Annotated in this window: 25 protein-coding genes and 1 pseudogene; 4 read left to right on the forward strand and 22 right to left on the reverse strand. The window is 43.5% G+C overall.

The annotated features are described in order from the left end of the window. Positions 1–268: 268 nt before the first annotated feature. From ACGTN9_RS06885 to ACGTN9_RS06915, 7 genes are all read right to left on the reverse strand, one after another. Complete coding sequence (locus tag ACGTN9_RS06885) at positions 269–589, reverse strand: type II toxin-antitoxin system RelE/ParE family toxin (RefSeq protein ID WP_499591614.1); 321 nt, start codon at positions 587–589, stop codon at positions 269–271. A 4-nt stretch (positions 590–593) separates the two neighbouring features. Further along, the gene (locus ACGTN9_RS06890; protein ID WP_499591615.1) at positions 594–842 is read right to left on the reverse strand and encodes a type II toxin-antitoxin system prevent-host-death family antitoxin; all 249 of its coding nucleotides are present in this window, start codon (positions 840–842) and stop codon (positions 594–596) included. Positions 843–1,037: 195 nt separating this feature from the next. Then, positions 1,038–1,277: a hypothetical protein gene (locus tag ACGTN9_RS06895; protein ID WP_499591616.1), complete on the reverse strand. Its 240-nt coding sequence runs from the start codon at positions 1,275–1,277 to the stop codon at positions 1,038–1,040. Positions 1,278–1,390: 113 nt separating this feature from the next. Then, positions 1,391–2,170 (reverse strand): SDR family NAD(P)-dependent oxidoreductase, encoded by a 780-nt coding sequence (locus ACGTN9_RS06900; protein WP_499591617.1) that lies wholly within the window; start codon positions 2,168–2,170, stop codon positions 1,391–1,393. Positions 2,171–2,193: 23 nt separating this feature from the next. Then, positions 2,194–3,333 (reverse strand): thiolase family protein, encoded by a 1,140-nt coding sequence (locus tag ACGTN9_RS06905; RefSeq protein WP_499591618.1) that lies wholly within the window; start codon positions 3,331–3,333, stop codon positions 2,194–2,196. Then, positions 3,334–4,800: an AMP-binding protein gene (locus ACGTN9_RS06910; RefSeq protein ID WP_499591619.1), complete on the reverse strand. Its 1,467-nt coding sequence runs from the start codon at positions 4,798–4,800 to the stop codon at positions 3,334–3,336. It abuts the gene before it with no gap. 51 nt (positions 4,801–4,851) lie between these two features. Next, positions 4,852–5,430 (reverse strand): biotin transporter BioY, encoded by a 579-nt coding sequence (locus tag ACGTN9_RS06915; protein WP_499591620.1) that lies wholly within the window; start codon positions 5,428–5,430, stop codon positions 4,852–4,854. A 263-nt stretch (positions 5,431–5,693) separates the two neighbouring features. On the opposite strand from ACGTN9_RS06915, the gene ACGTN9_RS06920 reads away from it, so the two are divergent. The 3 genes from ACGTN9_RS06920 to ACGTN9_RS06930 all read left to right on the forward strand — a co-directional run bounded on the left by ACGTN9_RS06920 (position 5,694) and on the right by ACGTN9_RS06930 (position 6,967). After that, positions 5,694–6,188: a sigma-70 family RNA polymerase sigma factor gene (locus tag ACGTN9_RS06920; RefSeq protein ID WP_499591621.1), complete on the forward strand. Its 495-nt coding sequence runs from the start codon at positions 5,694–5,696 to the stop codon at positions 6,186–6,188. 179 nt (positions 6,189–6,367) lie between these two features. Beyond that, positions 6,368–6,646, forward strand: coding sequence for a hypothetical protein (locus ACGTN9_RS06925; RefSeq protein ID WP_499591622.1), 279 nt, complete (start codon positions 6,368–6,370; stop codon positions 6,644–6,646). A 51-nt stretch (positions 6,647–6,697) separates the two neighbouring features. Continuing rightward, the gene (locus ACGTN9_RS06930) at positions 6,698–6,967 is read left to right on the forward strand and encodes a hypothetical protein (RefSeq protein WP_499591623.1); all 270 of its coding nucleotides are present in this window, start codon (positions 6,698–6,700) and stop codon (positions 6,965–6,967) included. A gap of 188 nt (positions 6,968–7,155) precedes the next feature. Here ACGTN9_RS06930 and ACGTN9_RS06935 read toward each other — a convergent pair whose 3' ends face one another. The 7 genes from ACGTN9_RS06935 to ACGTN9_RS06965 all read right to left on the reverse strand — a co-directional run bounded on the left by ACGTN9_RS06935 (position 7,156) and on the right by ACGTN9_RS06965 (position 16,870). After that, entirely contained in the window at positions 7,156–8,511 is a 1,356-nt protein-coding gene (locus ACGTN9_RS06935; RefSeq protein WP_499591624.1) for a GntP family permease, read from the reverse strand. A gap of 15 nt (positions 8,512–8,526) precedes the next feature. Then, on the reverse strand, positions 8,527–9,663 hold the full coding sequence (locus tag ACGTN9_RS06940) for a glycerate kinase (RefSeq protein WP_499591625.1): 1,137 nt from the start codon (positions 9,661–9,663) through the stop codon (positions 8,527–8,529). A gap of 122 nt (positions 9,664–9,785) precedes the next feature. Continuing rightward, positions 9,786–10,871, reverse strand: a complete 1,086-nt coding sequence (locus tag ACGTN9_RS06945; RefSeq protein ID WP_499591626.1) for a CdaR family transcriptional regulator — start codon at positions 10,869–10,871, stop codon at positions 9,786–9,788. 230 nt (positions 10,872–11,101) lie between these two features. Continuing rightward, positions 11,102–12,520: an NAD-dependent succinate-semialdehyde dehydrogenase gene (locus tag ACGTN9_RS06950; RefSeq protein ID WP_499591627.1), complete on the reverse strand. Its 1,419-nt coding sequence runs from the start codon at positions 12,518–12,520 to the stop codon at positions 11,102–11,104. Positions 12,521–12,539: 19 nt separating this feature from the next. Next, complete coding sequence (locus ACGTN9_RS06955) at positions 12,540–13,925, reverse strand: hypothetical protein (protein ID WP_499591628.1); 1,386 nt, start codon at positions 13,923–13,925, stop codon at positions 12,540–12,542. Between the two features lie 28 nt (positions 13,926–13,953). Further along, positions 13,954–15,102: an iron-containing alcohol dehydrogenase gene (locus ACGTN9_RS06960; RefSeq protein WP_499591629.1), complete on the reverse strand. Its 1,149-nt coding sequence runs from the start codon at positions 15,100–15,102 to the stop codon at positions 13,954–13,956. 172 nt (positions 15,103–15,274) lie between these two features. Beyond that, positions 15,275–16,870 (reverse strand): sigma-54 interaction domain-containing protein, encoded by a 1,596-nt coding sequence (locus ACGTN9_RS06965; protein WP_499591630.1) that lies wholly within the window; start codon positions 16,868–16,870, stop codon positions 15,275–15,277. 288 nt (positions 16,871–17,158) lie between these two features. Between ACGTN9_RS06965 and ACGTN9_RS06970 the strand changes: the two genes are divergently transcribed. Further along, positions 17,159–18,199 (forward strand): M14 family zinc carboxypeptidase, encoded by a 1,041-nt coding sequence (locus tag ACGTN9_RS06970; RefSeq protein WP_499591631.1) that lies wholly within the window; start codon positions 17,159–17,161, stop codon positions 18,197–18,199. Positions 18,200–18,426: 227 nt separating this feature from the next. Here the strand turns inward: ACGTN9_RS06970 and ACGTN9_RS06975 are convergent. From ACGTN9_RS06975 to ACGTN9_RS07010, 8 genes and pseudogenes are all read right to left on the reverse strand, one after another. Continuing rightward, positions 18,427–18,833, reverse strand: a pseudogene (locus ACGTN9_RS06975) (UDP-N-acetylglucosamine 2-epimerase); the annotation flags it as partial. Positions 18,834–18,890: 57 nt separating this feature from the next. After that, complete coding sequence (locus tag ACGTN9_RS06980) at positions 18,891–19,610, reverse strand: metallophosphoesterase family protein (protein ID WP_499591632.1); 720 nt, start codon at positions 19,608–19,610, stop codon at positions 18,891–18,893. An 87-nt stretch (positions 19,611–19,697) separates the two neighbouring features. Continuing rightward, the gene (locus tag ACGTN9_RS06985) at positions 19,698–20,243 is read right to left on the reverse strand and encodes a 3-dehydroquinate synthase II (protein ID WP_499591633.1); all 546 of its coding nucleotides are present in this window, start codon (positions 20,241–20,243) and stop codon (positions 19,698–19,700) included. 120 nt (positions 20,244–20,363) lie between these two features. After that, the gene (locus ACGTN9_RS06990; RefSeq protein WP_499591634.1) at positions 20,364–20,528 is read right to left on the reverse strand and encodes a hypothetical protein; all 165 of its coding nucleotides are present in this window, start codon (positions 20,526–20,528) and stop codon (positions 20,364–20,366) included. Between the two features lie 130 nt (positions 20,529–20,658). Next, the gene (locus tag ACGTN9_RS06995; protein ID WP_499591635.1) at positions 20,659–22,194 is read right to left on the reverse strand and encodes a YifB family Mg chelatase-like AAA ATPase; all 1,536 of its coding nucleotides are present in this window, start codon (positions 22,192–22,194) and stop codon (positions 20,659–20,661) included. Further along, a complete protein-coding gene (locus ACGTN9_RS07000; RefSeq protein WP_499591636.1) occupies positions 22,154–22,738 on the reverse strand; it encodes a transposase in 585 nt (194 codons plus the stop codon). Before ACGTN9_RS07000 ends, ACGTN9_RS06995 begins: the two co-directional genes overlap by 41 nt. Before the next feature lie 355 nt (positions 22,739–23,093). Beyond that, complete coding sequence (locus ACGTN9_RS07005) at positions 23,094–23,375, reverse strand: hypothetical protein (protein ID WP_499591637.1); 282 nt, start codon at positions 23,373–23,375, stop codon at positions 23,094–23,096. Then, positions 23,375–23,641, reverse strand: a complete 267-nt coding sequence (locus ACGTN9_RS07010; RefSeq protein ID WP_499591638.1) for a hypothetical protein — start codon at positions 23,639–23,641, stop codon at positions 23,375–23,377. The genes ACGTN9_RS07005 and ACGTN9_RS07010 overlap by 1 nt, the downstream gene beginning before the upstream one ends. Positions 23,642–24,206 lie beyond the last annotated feature (565 nt).

Genomic DNA, 24,206 nt, shown 5'->3' on the forward strand with positions numbered 1-24,206 from the left:
GGTCAGACTCCCGTGGCTAAGTCCTGGAGTCAGACCCACCATACATATATCTATGTATTTAAAGTATCTTTACCATCAAAAAGCTCGCTCGCAAGATGAGACGGCCAGGTTCTGACACCAGGCACCTTCCTTACCACCTCGGATTTTAAACCTGGAAAGTTCACTTCCATCAGGAACCCAGTGGTTATATCATACGCGTTCATAATCAAAAAGGGCGCATGCCTTCCCATATGCTAAAGCAATAACATACAGAAAGGCAGGCGCCTTTTCATTCATTCTTATCATCCAAAAGGATTTTTATATAGTCTCTTCTCGAATAGAGAATGCGATAAATAGAGATATATTCGTCATCCAATTTATAAAACACCAGATAGTTTCCACAAATCAAATACCTGTAATCGGTGGGTAATTCAACCTTCTCTTTTAACTCCATTCCCGCCTTAGGGAAGTCTTTTAACTTCTCATAACAAATAATAATCTCTGTCAACACGCCAATTGCTGCATCGGGATTTCCTAATTCCACTTCCACGTATTCTTTAATTTCTAATAAATCTTTTTTAGCAACAGGATTAATTCTTATTTTTCTCATAGCGTTATAATCCTAAATCTTTTTTCACCTGATCTTCAGTCAGCCATTCATCTCCGGTCTTTACCGTTTTCTCGGCTTCTATCAATTCGGAGAGCAACTTTATGGTCGCCTGATTTTTTTCATAATCTTCAATATCAAGAATAGCAAATCTACCGCGACCATTCTTAGTTAAAAATACAGGGTCTCCAATTGTAATATCTTTCAATACGTCATTGTAATTTCTCAAATCAGATACAGGCTTAATATTAGGCATAATATCAACTCCTTATATTGCTATTATACCAAATAACACTTAAAATGTTTCGTTATATTTTACAGCAAAAGATAAAAGTCGATTCAGCCCCACCAGGGAGGTACCTGGGCCACTCATTATTACGAGAAAATCCTTACCAGAAGAATCCTAAAATAAGGTCACCCTAATTACCGAAGTGGTAGTCTCCCGTAAAATTTAATCGACCGAACGATGGTCATAATACAATTTTCTTTTACCCAATTTCTTTATCTTCCCTTCTTCTAAAGCTTTATTCCAACGATTTACAGATATTTGGTCAAGAGCGTCTCTCTCACCTTTTGTCCTTACTCTGCTTTTCTTTCTTCTCTCTTTTCGCCCTTCAGCTATTATCTTATTAGCAGCTTTCCTATTAGCTTCAATTCGTTTATTTATATCCTCTAGTTTCGTTTTTCTCATTATGCCCTTCCCCTCTTCTTGGAAATCATTATATGAGAAACTGACGTTAAACTTATATATAGTTTACCCGCGTTTTGATAGCTAACTAACATTTGTGCTATCCCTTATATAAATTATAACAATTCATAAGAAGGGGGCAGCCAGCGCCCTTTTTCTTCTTTGTTGATCGAATAGATTTCTCCTGTCTGGGATAAATCACGGGTTTCGATAAAATTACAAATAAATGCAGCTACTTGTTCCGGGGTGCCAATATCCCAGTAGGCTTGTTCATCTTTACTTGTGGCGTTTGCCTGTGCTTTTTCCACGAGAGGTCTGGTCATATCGGTCAAGGCGGCTGGTGACAGTGCATTGACCTGGATGTTATTCTGCTTCAATTCTTTTGCCATAGTCATCGTCATTCCGATGATGGCCGCTTTGGCTGCGCTGTAGTTAATCTGTCCAGGGGTTCCAATCAGTCCTGCCAGCGAGGTCATATTTAAAATAATCCCGGGAGTGCCGGCCGATTTGAAATACCGGGTCGCTTCTGTGCTGCAAATGAAGGTGCTTTTCACATGAGAATCGATGACCTGCGTGAAGTCTTCGATGTCCATCCGGTACGAAATGCGATCCTTCGTGATTCCTGCATTATTGATGATTCCAGTCAGCCCGCCAAAGGCAGCTGTTGCCTCCTGGACCAGTTGCTCCCCTGCATCCTCTTCTGTTACGGACTTGGCAACTCCGGCTGCACGCCCGCCATGATTGCGAATGTCCTGGACTAGTTGTTCGACCTTCTCCTCATCCCGCCCGTTTACAACAACGGCTGCTCCTTTTTCCGCAAGCATAAAAGCGGTGCTTTTACCAATACCGCGCGTAGAACCTGTGACGATAATAATTTCGTTCGTTAAATCCCCCATATTTACAGCCTCCCCTTCAACATTTATTTCATAGATTCCAATAAAGTGGCAAGTCCCATTCCTCCGCCAATCCCAAGCGTTGCTATTCCGCGTCTGGCATCCCCTTTGCCCAGTTCATGGACCAGGCGGGTAACTAGAATTGCCCCGGAGGCTCCATACGGGTGGCCTAAGGCAAGCGCACCACCGGATTGGTTAACCTTTTCAAAAGGAATCTCCAACGCTTTCAATGAAGCGATCACTTGGGAAGCGAAGGCTTCGTTGAATTCGACAAGATCAATGTCCTCCCGGCTCAAGTTCTGCCTGTTCCATAACTTTTTTACTGCAGGAATCGGACCGATGCCAAGAAGATTGGGATCGACACCGGCAGAGGTACTGTCCACAAAGCGAGCTAATGGCTTAAGACCCAGTGATCGGCACTTTTCCAACGACATGATCAGGACAGCAGAAGCTCCGTCATTCATCGGGCAGGCATTCCCCGCGGTCACCGTTCCTCCTGGTTTGAACACCGGCTTCAAGCGGCGCAATTTTTCAAGCGATGTATCGGCTCGCGGACATTCATCGACTCTGACGCCATCTACCGGAACGATTTCCTCATCAAAATTTCCGTTTTGTTGCGCATTCACTGCTTTTTGGTGACTATGTAAGGCAAATGCATCCTGTTCTTCCCGTGAGATACGGTAGTGCTCGGCCACATTTTCAGCCGCTTCCCCCATTTCAGGATCACCGATCGCATCGGGAGAGAATCTTGCTCTTGTATAGAGTTCAGGGCCTCGCGGGTCATGGATGCTCACCGGCTTTTTAATTTTCCAGGGGGCGAGACTGGTACTCTCGACGCCGCCAGCAATATAGATATCGCCGGCTCCTGCTTGGACCAGCCGGGCAGCCAAATTGATTGCTTCGAGTCCTGATCCGCACTGTCGATCAACGGTTACCCCAGGAATCGTCATCGGCAGCCCTGCTGTCAGCAAGGACAAACGTGCGATATTTCCTCCTGGACCGACCACATTTCCTAAGATGACGTCATCAATTTCCTGTGGATCAATGTCTGTTACCAGGTTTTCAAAGAGAGGACGCATCAGCTCTTCGGGAGGGATATGTGACAACACACCTCCCACTTTCCCGACTGGCGTCCGTTTTGCTTTGACAATGACAGCGTCTTGCATCTACTCACTCCTTACGGGGATTTGAAGTTCTTTCCGCGCTATTTTTCCGCTGCTCGTATAAGGAAAAGCTTCGAGCTCAAACCATTCTTTTGGACATTTATATTTCGGTAAAAAGTCAGCAAGGTGAGCTTTTATCTCCTCGATCACGAGCGGTTCTTTCTGCTCAGCAATCACAAAAGCTACTACTTTCTCTCCCCAATATTCATCCGCTATTCCTTTTACCACTACTTCCTCTATCGCCGGATGTTTACTAATCACTTGTTCGACTTCCTCAGGATAAATATTGAGGCCTCCGCTGATAATCATGTTTTGTTTCCGCCCTACTAAAATGACGTGACCTTCTTCATTTTCAAAAGCCAGGTCTCCAACCGTTGCCCATCCCCCATCGAACACATTTTCCGTTTCCTCCGGCAGGTTCAAGTAACCACCGAAGGTCCAGGGGCTTTTCACATACAGGCTGCCGACTTCTCCCTGTTTAACCCGCTTTCCTTCATTTGAAAAAATAGCAATTTCAACTTCGGGAAATGGCTTCCCAATTGCTCCTTCAGGAAGTTCTTCTTCCACATCGCGATAACTGACAAAGCTCAATTCCGATGCACCGTAGAACTCATAAACAGTCGCATCCGGAAACACTTGCACAGCTTCCTGTTTAGATTGTACCGCCCATTTTGCTCCTGAAGAAATCAAGGCCTGTAACGTCGGTGCAGCTTCGTCCTTTCTTACATGATTCAATGCTTCAAACATCGTGGGTACGATATACATGACGGTAATATCGTTTTTCTGCAGTAGCTCCCAGACCTCGTTTGACTCAAACGTTTCCGTCAAATATAACGTGGTACCTATATGGAGACTCTGCACGGCAGCATATAAAAAATGGGAGTGGACGAGCGGTCCCGGGCACAGGATTCGATCCGCTTCATTCAGGGAGAAAACTTCCTGCCCCACAGAAAAACAATCCGCCCAGGAAGCATGGCTTCGAACGAAACCCTTCGGCCGCCCGGTAGTTCCAGATGTATAACCAATATAAAAAGGGGCCTGATCGGCAGCATGCCAGTGTTCCCTTCCAGAAGGAGCAGACGATTCCAGATCATTGATAGAAACAGCATTCGTTTGTTCAAATCGTTCCTCAAAAATAGAATCATAGATAATGAGATCCGGCTCGGCATCACCGATGACATCCTGCAGCTGGGAGATGCTCCATTTCGGATCAAACGGTATCGCAATCCCTCCACTTGAACTGATGGCGATGAACAGTTCCAACCACTTTGGACTGTTAGGGAGCAGGAACCCGATCCTTTTCCCTTTTATATTAGGAAGTTTATAAGCAAGGTTGCGCTGGAGAGACCGGATAGATTGATAGAATTTCCGATATGAAATTTTGTCTTCCTTCGTTTCGATGGCAATCCGGTCAGGATTGTATTCCGCTATTTCTTTTAGTTGTTCCCCGATACAAGCCACACGTTTCACCTCTTCTTTTTGTAGAAAAAAGGTTTGCCATAATAAAGGCAAACCTCTTATTCAGGCAACGTTCGTAACCTTACTCGAACGTCGATTTCCTTTTTCTATTATCGGATAGACGCGATTGATTTGTCGAGCCAGCAAGGAAGCCACGACTACTTTCACCAGGTCGCCAGGGATGAACACAAGTGCTGCCCACATCGCTTTCGTCCATGGCGTTTCTGTAATGAAAGATAAGTAAGTGACCCCACAAGCATACACAAACAGAATCCCACCGATTACGTTAAAGGCAATATAAAGCCCGAGATTGAGCTTTTTCCAGAAACGTTCGACTAGAAATCCGGTGATAAAAGCGGCAAATGGCCAAGCCATGATATAACCGCCGGACGGTCCGAATAACACACCAAGCCCACCTCTTCCTCCGGATAGAAGCGGTACACCAAATGTAACGAGCAAAACAAAGAGTAATAGACTCAACCCGCCACGTTTCGCTCCTAAAATAGAGCCAGCGAGCATCACCCCTAATGTCTGCGCCGTGATCGGCACCGGCGTAAACGGCGTGACAATCGGCGGCATTAGACCGAGCGCACCAATAATAGCAGCAAATAAAGCTGCATAAACCATAGTTCTCAATTTCATAAACTCCACCCACTTGTTAATTAGTTATGTATGAGTGAAGATTACCGTATTTTAGCGAAGTTTGTCAACCTTATTTTTGTATAGGTTAACGTCAGGTGAGAAAAGTCAGCTCCTAACCCTTCCACTCGAATCTGGTTTCTACTCTAGCACCATCAACTATAAATAATTTTTTTACTTTCAACGACACCAAAAGGCACGCTACTTCAGATAATAATAGTAGATATCTAATAACTGCAGAACCGGTTCTCGAAAAGAGAATAATCATGTCGAAGCCGTTAGACCAATCATTTGAAGAAATACTAGAGCAATACGACAACATGATTCACTATCATATCCACAAGTTACATATCAACGACCCCGAGCAGGAATTCTACCAGGAAGGCTGCATCGCGCTCTGGGAAGCCTACCAAACATTCGACCCAGAGCGAGGCACATTCCGGCAGCTGGCAAACTATAAAATTCACCACCGCTTCATCGACCTGATCCGCAAATATTCCAAAGCAGCAGAGAACGAGAAGAACTATGTTGATCAGCACGCAAACATAGAAGACAATAGTACGTATGATGAGCCGGAAGATTATTATCTTTGGAATCGCCTGAGAAATGAATTGACAGAAAAGCAATGGAAATGGGTGAAGTATTTCATCTTAGAAGATCTCTCTTATGCTGCGATTGCGAAGAAAGAGAATACTACTGTGGATGCTGTGAAGAATTGGGGGAGGGAAGCCAGGAAGAAACTAAAGCTGATGTTCGTGTAATAATATTCCACTTACTGGAGGACCTGGGGAGTACTCGTAAACCATCCTACTAGCCTTGTTTAAAATACTCTTAGCCTGAGACGTTTGAAATAGAGGGTTCGGGGTATAATGCTTAACAAGTATTAAGTATTTCATTTTTGGCAAATACTATTAAACTAACTGAAAGGCGGATTGAGGATATGAACAAGTTGACGGATGAACAGTTAGAGAAGCTGGGTAAAGTTTTCGTGTATCATACATACGGTCTCACTGATGAAAATCCAGGCACCTTGCCAGAGCCACGCCTTCCGTTTGAATTGTTTGTAGAATCATGGATTGAAGGCAAGGACCTGTCCAAAATACTTCCGGCTCTGCAACATTACCAGCACAAATCTCCGAAGTATACGAAACTGCTCGCATTGCCTAGAAACCGTGAACAACATAAACAGATGAAAACAAAAAAAGAGACGATCGGATAGTTATATCTTTGCCCCCATTTTTTGCCTCACAAGCGCTGCTCCTGCACGTTTGTGAGTTTTTTTGCTCCAAAAGTACGAAATGTTGGAGGGCAAAAAATTAATCGGTCCTCCACTAAAAGTGTGAAAGAAATGCTTCTAAGTTATGACCCCGATTTATCCATAGTCGGTGATATATTAATTTCAGATAAATTGGGTATTTCCTTATACATGGAAGATACGGAGGAAGATCATCTTCCGGTTGAAGCGATCATGCTATTTGAAAAAGGATATTATGATGAGTTATATGAACTTCTTGCCCTGCTGGAGGAAGAAGATCTTTAAAGTTGGGTTACTAGCTCTGGATAACATAGCACTACGATGATGCATAACTTAAGAGATTAAAGCATAACAAAAGGCACCTTCTCCAACTGGAAGGTGCCTTTTTAATATTCAATTAAAATACTTAGCGACAGTTGCCAGAACGACATTTTATGAAAAAGAAGCCCTGAAACTACAGGACTCCTAATCTATCAAACAAAAATCAGCCACAGAATAAAGGTTACCAGAATAGCCACGATCCCCTGGATCAACGTCCCTGCTGTCTGCGCTTTATACGCCTGTGTAACGGACATACCGCTGAACTCTTTCACTACCCAGAAGTAGCTGTCATTCACGTGGGATACGACCATCGCACCCGCTCCGACAGACATGACTACCAGCGCAAGCGGCATAGCGCCCTCGATCCCCATTTGTCCCAGTAACGGCGCTACCAACGTAGATGTGATGACCAGTGCTGCGGTGGAAGAACCTTGTGCTGTTTTCAATGCAGCAGCAATCAGGAATGGAATGAATACGAACATGGCACCAGCGAATACATCATTAGAGGCGAATCCTTTGATGAATTCAGCAACTGGAGTCGCTTTAATGACAGACCCGAACGCTCCACCTGCACCTGTAATCAACAGAATCGGAGCTGCCTCTTTAATTCCGATGCCTACCCACTGGGTCAATGTTTCTTCATCGTACTTCGGCAACAGGCCGAATGCGAATAGAACGCCGATCAGCAAAGCAACTACTGGTGCACCAAGGAATAGGAAGATATCGAAGAAAGTCCCTTCCCATCCGGCAAAAGTGATCACCGAACTGAAACCGATCAACAGAATCGGTACAAGGATTGGTGCGAATGATTTGAATGTCGATGGCATTTCACCAAATTCCTTTACAATCGTATCGTAATCGAAGGAATGATCGTCTTCTCCCTCGATATGTATTTTTGTACCTGCTTTAATCGCCCACAGATAACCGGCGATGATTACCGGAATAGCAACGATGAAACCGACCAGGATGACAGTCCCCAGATAGTTTTCCGCTCCGATATTCCCTGCCGCTGCAATTGGTCCAGGTGTCGGCGGTACCAGCGTATGTGTTGCGAACAAACCGGTAGACAATGCAATTGCCATGGAAGCGACAGTAACCTTCGCTCTACGCGCAAGCGCTTTCTTTAAAGAAGATAAAATTACATAACCAGAGTCACAAAAAACCGGAATACTTACGATACTTCCGATGACACTCATAGCAAGCTGCGGACGTTTTTCCCCGACGATCCGCAAAACAACTTCCGCCATACGTAAGGCCGCTCCTGACTTTTCTAAAATAACCCCGATGATCGTACCGAACACGATGACCAGCCCGATGCCGCCCATCAGTCCCCCAAATCCTCCATTGACAGCTTCGACAACGTCGGCTAATGGAAGTCCCGCCACAATCCCGATTCCGAATGCAGCGATTAATAATGATAGAAATGGATGAAGTTTCAATTTAGCTGTAGCAAAAATAACGAATAATACCCCTAATGTAATAACTAAAATAAGACCGATACCTTCCATTTGATCACTCCTCTCTTAAAATTCCAATCTAGATGACGTTTCAATCAAATGAATGATCTGTTTCGTAGCGTCATATAAAAGCTGTTCTGCATGTGTGATGCAGTCCTCAAGACTCATCGTTGCTGTAATGATAGAAAAGCATCCGGCAAAAAGCCGATTAAGTTCTTCTATGTTTCCACCAATACTCCCCGAAACAAGTACGGCCGGGACGCCATGCTTTCGGGCAAGCTCAGCGACATATCCTGGTGCTTTCCCGTATAATGTCTGTTCATCGCTCTGCCCTTCCCCTGTAAAAACAAGATCAGCATCTGAAATGGATTCTTCCAAACCGATCGCTTCAGCAATGAGCTTTGCGCCTGAAACCAGCTCTGCGCCAATGGTAAGTAATGCGAATCCCAGACCGCCTGCAGCTCCGGCACCTTCCACCTCCATATGACTTTCCCCGGTTTCTGTTTCGATCAATTTCCCATAGTGCTCCATTGCCGCGTCATAGTGTTCTACCTGCTGCTCGGTTGCTCCTTTTTGCGGACCATATACAGCTGACGCGCCACGTGGACCTGTCAGTGGATTATCGACATCACAGGCGACTTTGATCTCGATATTTTTCAAACGCTCATCAAGGTTTCTGAAATTAAGTTCAGCTACTTTAAGGAGGGATGCGCCTTTTGCAGGAAGTTCCCTGCTTTTATCATCAAAAGCTTTTAACCCTAATGCCTGAAGCATGCCAAGACCTCCGTCATTGGTAGAGCTCCCGCCTAAACCGATCAGAATCTCCGTGAATCCCTCATCGATGGCATCTTTGATAGCTTCCCCGATTCCAAAAGACGTGGTAAGATCAGGATTCCTTTTTTCTTCCGGGACCAGCGTCAAACCGGCAATGGTTGCCGCTTCGATGACAGCGGTTTCATTTTTGAGCGATGCATACCAGCTGGTTTGTTCTTCTCCTAAAGGACCTGTACAGTCGAGAACCTTCTTCTCACCGTCAGTGGCAGCCAGCAGCGCATCAAGTGTTCCCTCCCCTCCGTCAGCCATAGGCTTTGTAACCGTGTCAAAGACTGGGCTGGCTGACTGAATCGCGCGTTGCATGGTTTCTGCTGCCTGCTGGGAGGTCAGACTCCCTTTGAATGAATCTGGTGCAATAACGATTTTCATAAGATACTCCTTCCGCACGTCATTACCTTTATTCAACCGTAAAAATGCGGTGGCTACAATTAGTGTATTCGACAAAATTTTCAGAATTTTAATGCAGGTAATTTGTGCATATGCACAATAGATCAGTGCTCCATTCGATGAACAATCATGTACAACAGACTCGCATCTTTGAATAATTGCGGGTTCAGCCCTACTTTTTCTGTGATCTGCCCAAGCCTATAGTTCAATGTATTCCGATGAATATGTAGAGATTCAGCCGTCTCTTTCACTTTGAAATTGTTTTCTAAAAACCGTTTCAGCGTTCGTATATACGGTGCACCTAACGCCTGCAATTTTTGTTGATAAGCTAAAGCGATGGAATCGTAAGCATCATCAGGAATAGCATCGATCACCCTCTCTAACTCCCAGTCCGAGCTGACAGCTACCGTAGTGGACAAGTCTGAAAATCGCAGTGCCTGCTTTGCTTGAAAAAAGGACTGACGAAGGCCATTAATACCGTTTCCTATCTCACCTATGCCTACCCGTGTCTGGCCGCCAATCCGTTTTACCAGTTTTTCCGCAAACACAACAGGGGCTTGTTCTTCAGCTGGCAGAGCGACAACACATTCCTTCTCACTATATAGAATTGTAAAAAGCGGCTGTAAGGCCAGCTGATCAGCAACAACTTTTATTTGATCGCCTTTTTCAGAAAGTCTATCGGAATAAATCGAAAGGACCTGCCACTCTCCCGTTACATCCGTATCCAGTGTGTAGCGTGCTTCTTGTGTCAAATATTCTTTATTGATACCGGATGGGTGCAAAAGCTGCTGGAGCCAATTCTCCCACTGGCGTTCCTTATAAAAAGTCTGGCGCTGGATATAAATCTGCTCCAAAGCAATTTCAACGGAGGCCTTCGTCATTCCGGCAGCTTGCATAATGGATTCCGGGTCCCCAGTAAGTCCAACGACACCAGCCAGCTCATCACGATGCCGGATTGGGAGGTTCACCCCTTTTTTCGCACCAGAAAAATCATTGATATTCTCTTCACCAATAATCAAGTCTTGTTGATGTTGCATCACATAAATAGCACCTTGATGAACCTCCCCAACACGGGAAGGATCAGAACTTGCCACAATTCTGCCTTCAGGATCCATCAAATTCATCGGAACATGGATATAAGGCGCCAGACGCTGGATGATTTCATTACCGAGATCTTCTGTAATCTTCATATCATTTCCTCCTCTTGTGCTCAGCCTATTTTATCACAACACCCCGGGGCCTCCAGAAATTGGATGGCTCCGGGGTACGGCAGCTCTATTTTTTGCAGTAACCCCCCAACGTTACGTAAACGTTGATATTCACCTAAACGATAGTGCTTGAGATATAGATTATTAACGCAGCCGGACGTTAAATAATAGAAAATGAAAAGAAGGCCATAGAATAATGACCTTCTTCTAGTTTACAATCCAACTGATATATACTTTATCTCCAAATACTCTTCAATCCCATGGTGACCACCTTCACGACCTAAACCACTCTGTTTAAATCCACCGAATGGAGCTTGCGGGGTGGAAGGAAGACCATCATTTAAGCCGACGATTCCGTATTCCAGCTGTTCGCTGATTCTAATACCTTTAGTTATATTTTCAGTAAACACGTAAGCTGCTAGTCCATAAATCGAATCATTTGCTCGATGGAGAGCTTCCTCTTCCGTTTTGAATGTAGTAATGGGAACTACTGGACCAAAGGTTTCCTCCCTCATGCACAGCATTTCATCATTCGCATTCGTTAAAACAACGGGTTCATGGAAGAGCCCCTCTTGTTGGGATCCTTGATAGATGACTTGACCACCTTTTTCAACGGCATCATCTACGTGCTTTTTGACTTTGGCCACCGCCTTTTCATCGATCAGAGGACCAAGATCCGTCTCTTCTTCCAGTCCATTTCCGACTTTCAATTTCTTGACTTCTTCGACCAGCTTGTCCGTAAATGAGTCCACCACGGTTTCGTGTACGTAAATACGGTTGGAGCATACACAAGTTTGTCCAGCATTTCTGAACTTAGCCCCGATAACGCCTTTTACAGCTTTTTCAATATCAGCGTCATCCATGACAATCACAGGAGCATGTCCGCCAAGCTCAAGGGATATTTTTTTTACCGTGTCCGCCGCTCCTTTCATCAACAGCTTTCCAACTTCCGTCGATCCCGTGAAAGTTAATTTCTGGACACGAGTATCTTCCAACCATGCTTCCCCGATAGCTTTGGGATTTCCTGTAACAACGTTGATAACGCCTTTTGGAATACCTGCTTCTTCAGCGAGGGCAGCCAGTTTGATAGCAGTAATCGGTGTTTGTTCGGCTGGCTTGATCACCACAGTACATCCTGCGGCCAGAGCAGGGGCTACTTTTCTTGTGATCATAGCTGCCGGGAAATTCCAAGGGGTAATAACCGCCACTACGCCGACCGGTTGTTTATGGACAAATAATCGTTTGTTTCGTTGGGTGGCTGGAATTTGTTCACCATAAACACGTTTGGCCTCCTCTGCGTACCAAGAGATAAACCCGTTGGCGTAATTTATTTCTCCGATTGCTTCTTTCATTGGCTTTCCTTGTTCCAGAGTCATGGAACGTGCAAGGTCTTCCTTATGATCATTGACCAGGTCAAACCACTTCCGGATAACTTCACTGCGTTCATAGGCAGATAATTGAGACCATTGTTTAAAGGCTTCGGATGCTGCGTCCACGGCCTGCTTTGCTTCTACCTTTCCACCTTTCGGGACGGTGGCAATGATTTCTCCGTTGGCATGGTTATTTACTTCCAGTGTAGGAAGCTCATGCCCGGTTTCTTGTCCATTTATTTTCATCAAATAGGTTTCCAATACTAGTCCTCCTAGATCATTACGATATTTTTTTATTTTTTTCTTCTATGTCTTTAGTAAAAATTTGATCGTTTTCCCCTCTAAAGAACTGCTTGCCATAGACTAATAAAGTAAGCAGTATACCTACCGCAAAAGCCCAGGTAGCTCCTTTGGTTGCTAAGACAGCGGCAATGATTCCGGCAATCCCAAGATCTCGATGGCTTCGAGCTTCTAATATCCCTATACGGACACTAACATATCCTTGAATGAGCAAAGTCAGAGCCAGCGCAATGCCGAGAATTGGTTCTACCAGGCTGACGATCGGCATCAAAAGCAACCCTGTGTTCGTTCCCCAACGGAAGGATCCAGAACCACCAAAGAGCGAGTGCATGGCTTTTTTTCCTTCCTTGAAACGTTCAATCACGACCACCTGCATTGCTGCCCATAGTGGTCCAGCCATGGTTACATCAGGACCAAGGATACTCATAATAGAATTCCGACCACCAAAAACCAAGTGTGCACGGTTTTCGTTATAATCAACCTTTTCATCTCGTCGTACATCATCAGCTTCAGCAATTAATGCTTTACTCTGCAGAACGTCTCCAAACAGTACAATGTATGCTGCAAGCACGGTTGGAATGGCTTGAACAAAAAGTATAAAGGACGGGAAACCAACTCCAAATACGGTGTATTCACTCCAAAGGGTGGCAAAGTCAGGATTGATAAAGCCCCACTCTATGGTCGGCCAAGGTGCTTCTCCAAAAGTAGGCCCAAGCACTACAGCTAAAATGATAATTGGAAATATTCCGAGTTTTCCGATAAGCCCCCAGAGCTTACTATTACTTTTAAGCTCATTGAAATGTCTGGAAAAAATAATATAAAAAGCAATCCCAACTGCAATAGAAATAGTCCAAGGGAATTGGTCGAAACGTCCACCTACCTCGAATACAGATATGACAGCAGCAATACCAGCTCCTAAAATGACACCTGATTTAATCGCCGGAGGGACAAAGGATACGACTTTTCTCGCAAGTCCTGTTGCTCCTAAAAGAATCGAAAATAATCCAAGGGTCAACTGGAAGGCTACGAGTGCATGTACGCGATCAACGCCTTCCGGGAAGGTGGATACATAGGCCATGATAAGTGGAATCGCTGGCGTAATCCAACCTGGTACCACAGGATCTCCAAGTAAGTGATGGGTCAGGTACAGAATACCGTTTAATAGAACCACTGCTAAAGCAACTTCAAATGGCATACCTAATAGCTCTATCATTAAAGGAATGGCAGCTAAATCAACAGCACACATCAACAACCCTTGTACATAGTCAGGCCACTCGAACTTGTAATGAATAAAAGGAAGCCTAAGTTTAAAAGGACCTAACGGTATGAACGGGGACTCTTCTCCGTGTTTACGATTTTTCCACAATTTAATAACCTCTTTCCTGATGTTTTTTTTAATAAGCAGATTGATAGATTTTTTCAATATTTTCTTTTGATAACTTACGAGGATTATTATTTAATAGACGCTCGATTTTACTTGCGTCTTCAGCCATTTCAGAAATGGCGCTTTCTGGGATATCAAAAGCTCGCAGACCAGAAGGGATATTGACCTCTTTGCATAAAGAATCCATTGCTTGGACTGCTCGATTAGCAGCTTCTCTATCGGAAAGGTCAGAAACGGTTTCTCCAAGTGCAACAGCAATGTCTCGAAAACGTTCGACGCAAGCAATTTTATTCCATTCCATCACATAAGGAAGGAGGAGGGCGTTACTAACTCCGTGTGCAATCTGGTAACGTCCTCCAAGTGGGTAAGCTAGAGCATGAACGGCTCCGACCCCGGCGTTACCAAACGCCATTCCTGCCATAAGACTTGCGATGGCCATGTTTTCACGAGCTTCTATCTGTTCTGGATTTGCGTAGGCTTTCGGTAAATTTTTCGAAATCATTTTCATGGCATGGATAGCCAATGCATCCGTAATAGGGGAGGCATGAACAGAGATATATGCTTCGATGGCATGCACTAACGCATCTATACCACTCGCGGCAGTAACCGACGGAGGCATCGTGAGTGTCATTTCAGGAGTTACGATAGCGACATCCGGCAACAGGTAATCACTGACCATTCCTTTTTTCAACTGGGCTTCTTTGTCTGAAAGGATGGAAATATTGGTGACCTCTGATCCCGTTCCAGCTGTGGTAGGCAGGGCGATGATGGGAACTCCTTTTTCAGGCACCAGGTCCGTACCGAGAAGGTCAGATAAATCTCCTTCAAAAGGGGCAAATGCGGAAACACTTTTAGCAATGTCAATAGCGCTTCCTCCTCCGATTGCAATTACCCCATCATGTTTCCCTTTATTGAATGCTTCTGCGCATTCCTCTACGATTTTGAATTCAGGTTCAGGTTTCACACCGGTGAAAACCCCATATGAAATCTCCTTCAATTGGGCAGTAACTTGATCGACGACCCCTACTTGCTTTAGGATTTCATCCGTTACAATCAAAGGGTTGAAAACATCTAACCTTTCCAGCTCTTTAGGAAGGATTTCCGTTGCTCCTTCACCTGTGATTAATTTGTTGGCGATTTTAAATGTGGATATAGACATGTAAATGATTCTCCTTTCTCTCTTTACATTTATACATGCAAGTTCCATGCCAAGATGTGAAAAGTCTGAAAATACAGGAAATATTAAGGCTTCTGTTGAAAGCGTTATCATAAAATGTTCTGTTTTTGATTGAATAACTAATCAAAAATGGGAAGGGTGATTAAGAAAATAATCATCCTTCCCATTTTTTCATCTTCTGTACAATTGTCGATTGACTCACTTCTAATGCTTCAGCAGCTTTTCGTGTTGTCTTATACTTCCTAAGTGCTTTTGTAATCATTTCACGTTCGACTTCTTCGACCGCCTGTTTCAATGGAACCACGTCATCGCTATCTTTTAGGATCCATCGCTTTTTGGATCGAAGAAGTTCTTCCGGTAATTGTTCCCTTCCAATCTCCTCGGATGGAGAAATCACAACTAACTGCTCCATTAAGTTTTTTAACTCGCGGATATTACCTGGCCAATCATAATCATATAAAGCATCTAACACATCAAAGCTTAATGATCGGTTCATTCCATACTTCGAGGAATACTCTTCGATGAAAAGCTGGGCAAGAGAAATGATTTCTTTCTTCCGGTCGCGAAGGGGTGGAATATGAATAGGTACTACGTTTAATCGGTAATACAAATCTTCCCGAAATTCCCCGGAAGCTACCAGCTGTTTCAGATTTTTGTGGGAAGCTGCGATAATCCGTACATTTATATGTTTAAGATTCGATGAACCGACAGGGTAAAAGGCTTGATCCTCAATGACTTTCAATAGTTTGACTTGTAAGTCTATAGGAAGATCGCCAATTTCATCTAAAAACAAGGTTCCGTGGTCCGCCACTTCCAGTAATCCTTTTTTCCCTTTTCGTATAGCTCCTGTGAAAGCGCCAGGTTCATAACCAAATAATTCAGCTTCTATCAAATTTGAAGGAAGAGCCCCACAATTCAGTTCTAGAAAGCTTTGTTGGGAACGGTCTGAATGTTCATGGATATGCTTGGCGATCATCGTCTTTCCCACACCTGTCTCCCCATGGAGGAGTACTTGTGCATCGGTTTTAGCCACGCGTTCGATGATGGCAATGATCCCTTTCATTTTTTCACTGGTATAGTAGGGGTAGGATTCTGATTTTAAATACACTTCTTTTGAGCTTTGACGAAGGTTCTTTAACTCCTGGAGGTCCTCGATTTCATGCTTTAGTTCAAGAAGCTCTGTAATGTCTCTGACGCTGTTGATTACATAAAGGATCTCTTGGTCTTTCGAAAAGATAGGTGTCCCGGATACGATGATATTCCGACCATTTGAGATCTCTTGCATCAATGTTACAGGTCGCCTTTTTTTGATAACCTGAAGAGATGCCGACTTTGAAATGTAGTCTGCTTTAATGATATCGTTCATATGGTAGCCAATTAATTGTTCAGCCTTGAGATCAGTGATCCGTTCGTAAGATTGGTTGACCTTAACCGTAATCCCATCACCATTTGTTATAAAAACTCCATCATGTAGAGAATTTATGATTTCATTGAAAATCGGACTCTCTATAATTTCACTGTATTGGTGGTTCTGTATTTTTTCGGACACAGCATATTCTCGAAACTGGTCCTCAAACATCTGGCCTATCGTTTTGCTAAGGTTTTCGTTCTCTAAGATATCATGCAGCTCCCCTTTAGAAAGCCTCCCTATGATTTCTCCATTGTCATCAACTACTTCAATGATGTCTCGGTTGGAATCCGTCAATAACTCTATCGCACGGTTCACTTGATCATGTAGGTGCACTTGCATGGTTTAACCTCCGAATAATAGTGATATGTCATTTTATCATAGAGATGGAATGCAAGGGGGACGGAATATTACTTTCCAATATATACACCCTCTTATAGTTTTTACTTACATGCAGCAACAAAAAAAAATGCTGATGCTTCATATCATAGAGTTATTCAGGTGAACTTTTTCCAGATATAAAAAGGAAATTTCGTCCATATCTAGAATAAGTTTTACTATAGAAAAAGATTTCTTGCATGCTTTTAACTTTTTAGAGTAAAAAGTTAAAGGTCGATTAATGAAGGAGATGTGGTCTTGAAGAAGAAAATGGTAACTTTGACTTTAGCAATGGCCCTAACAGGGATGGGAGTGGCTGCTCCACCAGCTCTTGCAGGAGGGAACGGACCAGACGTTAACGGAAACGAGACGGTACAGACATCGATGCTCACCACCTACAGTGAGATGAAAAACTTTCTTCAAAAGGAAGCGTCAAAACAACAACAAATGGACTTAGAGGTAATTGGACAAACCACTAAGGGAAGGGATATCCATCTGGTTAAATACATTTCTAACCCAGAGAACCCGACGATTCTTTACCTTACTCAACAACATGGAAATGAAGCATTGACCACAGAAGGTGCGCTTGATTATATTCGTCACTTAGGCTCCAATAGCACCCCAAACCAAGACTTATTAAACCAGGTGAACATTCTAATCCTACCAATGCTGAATGCTGATGGAGCCATGGGAGATGTTAATTATTCTTTGGATGATCACGTAGCAAGTGGCCGCCATCTCACACGCTACAATGCTGATCGAATTGATCTTAATCGTGATCACGTAGAAAAAGTGGCGCCGGAAACGAAAGCTTTACATGAAAATGTCCTTCAAAAATATAAGATTGATTATATGATTGATATGCATCACCAAGGAACGCAAGAGGATTATGATGGTAGGTACTCGTCCGCCTCTCTTTTAGCCCCATATCATTCAGATGTAGATCCAATGGTACTGGATCAATCTAAAAAGTTGGCAACTGTCTTATATCAGGGATTGGAGCCATTAGGCTGGTCCCATGTCTTCAAATATGATGCACCGACTACTCGACCTTCTGTAGCTTCCAATGCGATGGCTCTACAGTATGATATACCAGTTATCCTGTTTGAAATGAGAGGGATGGCCGATAACAGCTACGAACCTTATGTATTAGGACAAAAATCCAATGGTTATATCACAAAGCAAGCATTTTTAGCCATGCAAACAACCTCTGCTGCTATTGCTGATGGTTCCATCTTAGAAGCTAATTCAGACGTGTATGATCAGTTACCAGAGCAGAATTATAACTACTAATATAAGAAGGCTTCCTTAACAGGGAGCCTTTAGCACGGTGTTGCTTTATTGGTTAAAGAACTAATAGAAGTATAAGGGCTATCCTCAATTGACAGGAATGCAATAGGTATTTATCAAGGAGTAATCACATAGTCTCAGCTTTTGCTGCTCTATTGATTTAAAGGTTCGTGATAACACAAAAGGCACCTCCCATAGAAGGGAAAGGCGCCTTTTTTATAATCTTTTTATCAGGAGTCCTGCTCCAGGACATCCGCTATTCGCTTACTGGCATAACCATCCCCATACGGGTTACTGGCACGGCTCATTTTCTTATAAGCTTCTTCATGTTCTAGAAGCAGCTTAAAATTATTATAAATATTTTTTTCCTCTGTACCTACTAATTTCAACGTTCCTGCCTCAACACCTTCTGGACGGTCGGTAGTATCACGCATGACTAGTACCGGTATGCCCAGGCTTGGTGCTTCTTCCTGAATACCCCGCTATCTGTCAGGATCAAATAGGCTCTGGAAAGGAAGATATGGAAATCTAGAACTTCCAGTGGTTCAATGATCCTTACCCGATCATTATCTCCGAGTACTTCAGTAGCTGCTTCTCTGACAAACGGATTCATATGAACCTGATAAATAGCCTTAATTGGCTTAAACCTCTTTCCATGTGTTAAGACTGCCGTCTACCACGATGGGGACAGGCCTTAAACAGATGCGTTCATTAATAAGTTCTTCAGTACATCTTTTTGCGGGTAATCAGAAGCTTCTATATCTTCTACTAATCCAGCTAAATCATAATTCGTCCTTACAATGGAGGCTTGCACCCCATTCTCTCCGATATCGATCAACACATAAGACGGCTGGGCCAATCCATCGAAAGGAAGACCAACGCTCCCTGTATTGATCACCATTTTTCCATTGATATAGCGGATATACGGCTTATGAATATGCCCGTAAATATAGACATCAGCCAGTTGATTTACCATCAGACGATCTTTCATTTCTTCCTCTGTGGCATCCGGTAAAACAACTTCAAACAGGTCAGCAGGTGTCGCGTGGAATCCGTGGATGTTTATTCCTTTGTACTCTTCCGTTATCTCTCTTGGCAGCTCGTTCAGATAGTTGACCGACTCGCTCGTCATACTGGCATGTGCCCAGTCTCTCTCCTGATTCATCCCTTCGATCACTTTATCAGGGACTTCGCCTTCCTGAACTCCCCTGACAATCCATTCATCTGCGTTTCCTTTAATAACTTGAGCATCAAGACCCTGTACCAATTCAACCGAACGCTCTGGCTCAATCCCTCGATACGCGATGTCACCAAGAACAAACAATTGGTCGATATTTCTCTGTTCGATGTCCTCCAACACAGCTTCCAGGGCGCGTGCGTTTCCATGAATATCGGATAGGAATGCTAATCTCATAACTTTCTCCTTTCTCTCAAAACCTTCTTAATATTTATAGCTTATCAAGAATACCTGAAGGATGTCAGGTTATAGGTTATGAAATCATCACTTTTCAACAATCACCTCATCGATTTGTTTTCCTAAGTGACGACCTGGCTTATCTTTCATGCCAAGGATGCGATGGCCAATTTCCAAATCTTCGATAGCTACTTCTCCCTTGTTTTCTTCTAATACATGAACACTCGTGGATTTCTGTAAGGTAGCAGACACGATACCATCCTCACTTTGGCATTCCACTCTTACAAATGGCCGCTTTTCTATTTTCACACGGCCAAGCGACAGTTCTCTTTCTTCCTGCTCTCCTTCCACGGTTACTTTCTCTCCGGGATCCAATTCATGTAAGTAATGGGTCTTATTTTTTTGACATAAATATTGATGAAACGCACCACAGTTAATACGAAAAGGTCTGGAAGGATAATTTTCTGACTCCCGATTTTCGGAAAGCACTTTCACATAGCCATGCCCTGTATTACCGACATACACGCCATCGTGTGGGAGTAATATATCGATAAAATCAAGGCATACTCTCATCCCTTCGCCAACTTCCTCAATCTTCACAACTTCCAAAAATTCTTTTTCTAGCCTAGCCATCTAACCGACTCCCATCAAGTTTTTTCTCTACCTTGATTATAGGAGTAATACATTACCTTACTCAAGCTAATCCAATCGGGGTGTCTGAACCTCGCCCACCCATTTCCAACAGAAAGACATTCATCGGTAAAGCCAAATCAAAATCAGAACGCCTTCATACAGTGGGTCTGACTCCCGTGGCTGGCTGAATCCTGGAGTCAGACCCACCATAATAACGCCTATGTATTTCAGGTGATATTCGCAATAATAACCTTCACCCATAAATAGCGGGCCAGGTTCTGACACCAGGCGCCCCTCCACTCAACAGGGTGTCTGAACCTCGCCCACTCGCTTCCATCAGGTATGCCAATACTGGTAAAACCACTTCAAATACAGAAAGCTCTATACCGTGGGTCTGACTCCCGTGATATAGAACCTATTCTTTCACCAAGCTAATTTTCTTTCCTGCATGGGCTGGAAAACGATAACCGAGTGCCTCATCGAGGTCGTGTTCCGTTATCATCTCATGTCCCTTTAAGTCTGCAATTGTCCGGGCTACACGAATCAGATTGACCTGCACTCTGTTGCTGAAATGATAAGTCATGCTCCATGTCTGCAGTAACCCACGCAACCTGGAAGATAGCGGCGATTTTTTCATCAGTGTCTCATAGGGCACGATACTGTTTGTCTTCTCCTCCCCATAGCGGGCATATTGACGATTTCGTGCATCAGATACCTGTGCCTTCATCGTTTCCGAGTTGATTTGACCTTCCCTGCTATGGGTGGCTAAAGAAATCGGCTCTAACTGCAAATGAATATCCATCCGATCGAGAATCGGACCGGACAACCGTTGCTGATAACTGTTGATCTGTTTCGGTGTACATGTACAATATTTATCCTTTGCCCCCTTATAGCCACAAGGGCACGGATTAGTCGCACCTATCAGTATGAATCTGGCAGGATAGGTAACAGTTCCACTGACTCTGCTGATTGTCACCTTGCCTGCTTCGATCGGCTGACGGAGCATATCGAGAGTTTTCTTCGGAAACTCAGCCATTTCATCTAAAAAAAGAGATCCCCCATGAGCTAATGACACTTCTCCAGGACGGGGCGTAGTGCCGCCACCAATAAGAGAAACAGCTGAAGCAGAATGATGAGGATGGCGATAAGGAGGGTTCGAGGATAATGCACGACTTTCGTGAGCCAGCTGGTAAAGACTGAAACTATCAATCATCGTTTTCTCTTTCATTTCAGGGAGAATAGATGGAAAGGCGGAAGCAAGCATGCTCTTACCACAGCCTGGAGGTCCGCTCATCAGGACATTATGACCTCCCGCGGCCGCTGTTATCAAAGCCCGTTTCGGGATTTCATGGCCTATGATCTCTGAAAAATCAATCCCCCATGTTTCATTCTTATGATCATTATCATCTTCAGCTGTCAATGGAAAGGAGATCTGTTGGGTAATACCGTTCAAATGATCGACCACTTGCTGTAAATTAGAGACAGGTAACAGTATCGATTGGTTGCGTATCGTTTTAAGGCCATGGATATTATCTGGTACAAATATATGCTGAAATCCCAGTTCTTTGGCTTGCATGACTGCTGCAAGCATGCCTTCCGTTTCATGAATCGAACCATCCAGGGATAGTGCCCCAAGAAAAGCAGTGCTTTCCGGGATATCACCGGTAAGCTGATGTGTTTCCTTTAATATAGCGATCGCCATCGCTAAATCCGCCATCGGTCCGTTTTTCTTCTGCTCCGTTGGCGAAAGCAGTACAATAATATGGCGACCGGATATATCTGCCGTAACGGAATGAAGGGCGCCTTTCAACCTGTCTTTTGATTCCTTGATCGAAGCATCAGGTAGACCGATCACAGAAACCTGCTCGACACCGGATAAAGACTGGACTTCGACACCAATGACATACCCTTCAAGCCCCTTCAGGCCGATACTCTTCACAATAGTCGCCATATACCTTTCCCCCTTTTTCCTCGATATAGCTTTTATATCTTTGTACTTTCGGATCAACAAAACAGTCCAGCAATGGCTGCCTGGTAAGAAACGAATGATTCTCCTTCCCTAAATAAGCAGGGTAACTGCTCCACCGATAAGCTTCCGGAATGGCACACATGCCTGCATTCACAGGATTTAGATGAATGTACTTACTGGCAGCAAGAAAATAGCTCGTCGTCTCAATCAGCTTACTGTAATAACGGCCCTGAAACAGATGCCCCTTGAATTGATGGCGTTTATTAAAGTATTTGGCATAACGGAAATGGATGAACTTCATAATCTCACCGGGAGGATGAGTGTAGACTTCCAGAAGAAGATGAATATGATTGGTCATGAGGCAAAAAGCGTGGAGAGTAAAAGGTATCTCTTTCTGACACCGGAGGATCAGCTGAAGATACATATCATAATCGTCATCATTAAAAAACACAGCCGCACCCCGGTTTCCCCGAGCAGTAATATGGTACCGAGCCCCCGGATACCATTGACGAGGCTTTCTCGACATAACAGCAACTCCCTCATTTTTATGTTTCTATTGTAATGAACCACAGCAAAATAAGGAAATTGCTAAAATCTAATAATCAAACAAACCACACAGCTTAAACCAGATGTATAACGCTGCCAAAAAGAAAATTCTTCCCTAAAATGCCAGGCGAATTTTTGGTTATAGTCAAATTACCTAACTCCACCAGGGTGTCTGAACCTGGCCCACTCATTCCCAACAGAAAGACACTCTCCGGTAAAGTCACACGAAAATCAGAAGGCCTTAATACATTGGGTCAGACACCCGTGAAAGACATACTGATCATGAAGGCGTGTGCAGGAATCAATAAAAAAAGAATGGGAGCAGATTTTGTCCATTATTTATTTTGACCTGGAAATAATACCGCAATAATAATAACTTTATTGTCTATTAGCTTAAAATAAAATTGAAATTTCCTTACTACAATCCGGGAAATTCCTTTATATTTTCCAAATTCCTCTGTGTAAGTCTTACTAACTATAGGATTTTTCAATAAATCCTCAGTTTCTAATACAACTTGAGAAACAAAATCCATTGTTTCAAGCGGAGTAAACCTTTCACTCCTAAATTCCGTAAGTTTTTCTCTAACAACCGGAGTCCATACAACGGTACGGGACATTACATGAAATCCTTCTCAGATAAGGATTCTAGAAATTCAGAGGTTGAAATACCTAAACCTTTTTTGTATTGTTCTTCACCTTCATTAAACATACGTTCTAGGTTTGGATTTTTCTCAACATCTGATTTTATTGATGGTTCATCCTCTTCTTGTAAAACAAGCGTAAACTGACCCTTACCAGGAATTGAAAATTGAACCACTGAATTTTCACTATTCATGTCATCAATATACTTCATAAGCTCTTCAGGAGATTGAATCTTTCCCATATTAACACCCCATATAAGAATAAGTTATATTTACATCATAACATACACCATAAATTCCAAAAAACTACTTCTACCAGGTATCGAGGCCAGGCTCAAATTCAATAGCGTTTGCTGGTAAAAAAGATGGCAAGGGTGGTAAGATCCCAGTGACTGTAATCTCTCCCTCACTTTAACGCGTTACACTTTAGCTGAGTGGGGGTCAGGCACGGCAATTTAACGCGTTACACTTTAGCGGAGTGGGGGTCAGCGTATAATGGCAAATAAGTCAATCGATAAATTCCTCATAAAAAGACCGACCTTAATACAAGTTCGTTTTAACTTTTTTAAAACGACTCTAGAAGCTTATATAAGGGCATTTTCTAGGATGTAAAAGGACTTTGCTTTTTTACTCTGCAGGGATACCACCTAGCAAGTATAAACTTTAATTTCACGTATTATTGATTATTGCAGTTGAAATGAGCCACTTATGCGGAGTTTTGAGCCAGTCTTTGCGGAGAAAAGAGCCACCCTTTGCGGAATGCATTGCCACTATAAATAGAATAGAGAAAGGCCTCCTGTATAATTA

Source organism: Halobacillus sp. B23F22_5 (assembly GCF_043497085.1).
Classification (GTDB): domain Bacteria; phylum Bacillota; class Bacilli; order Bacillales; family Halobacillaceae; genus Thalassobacillus.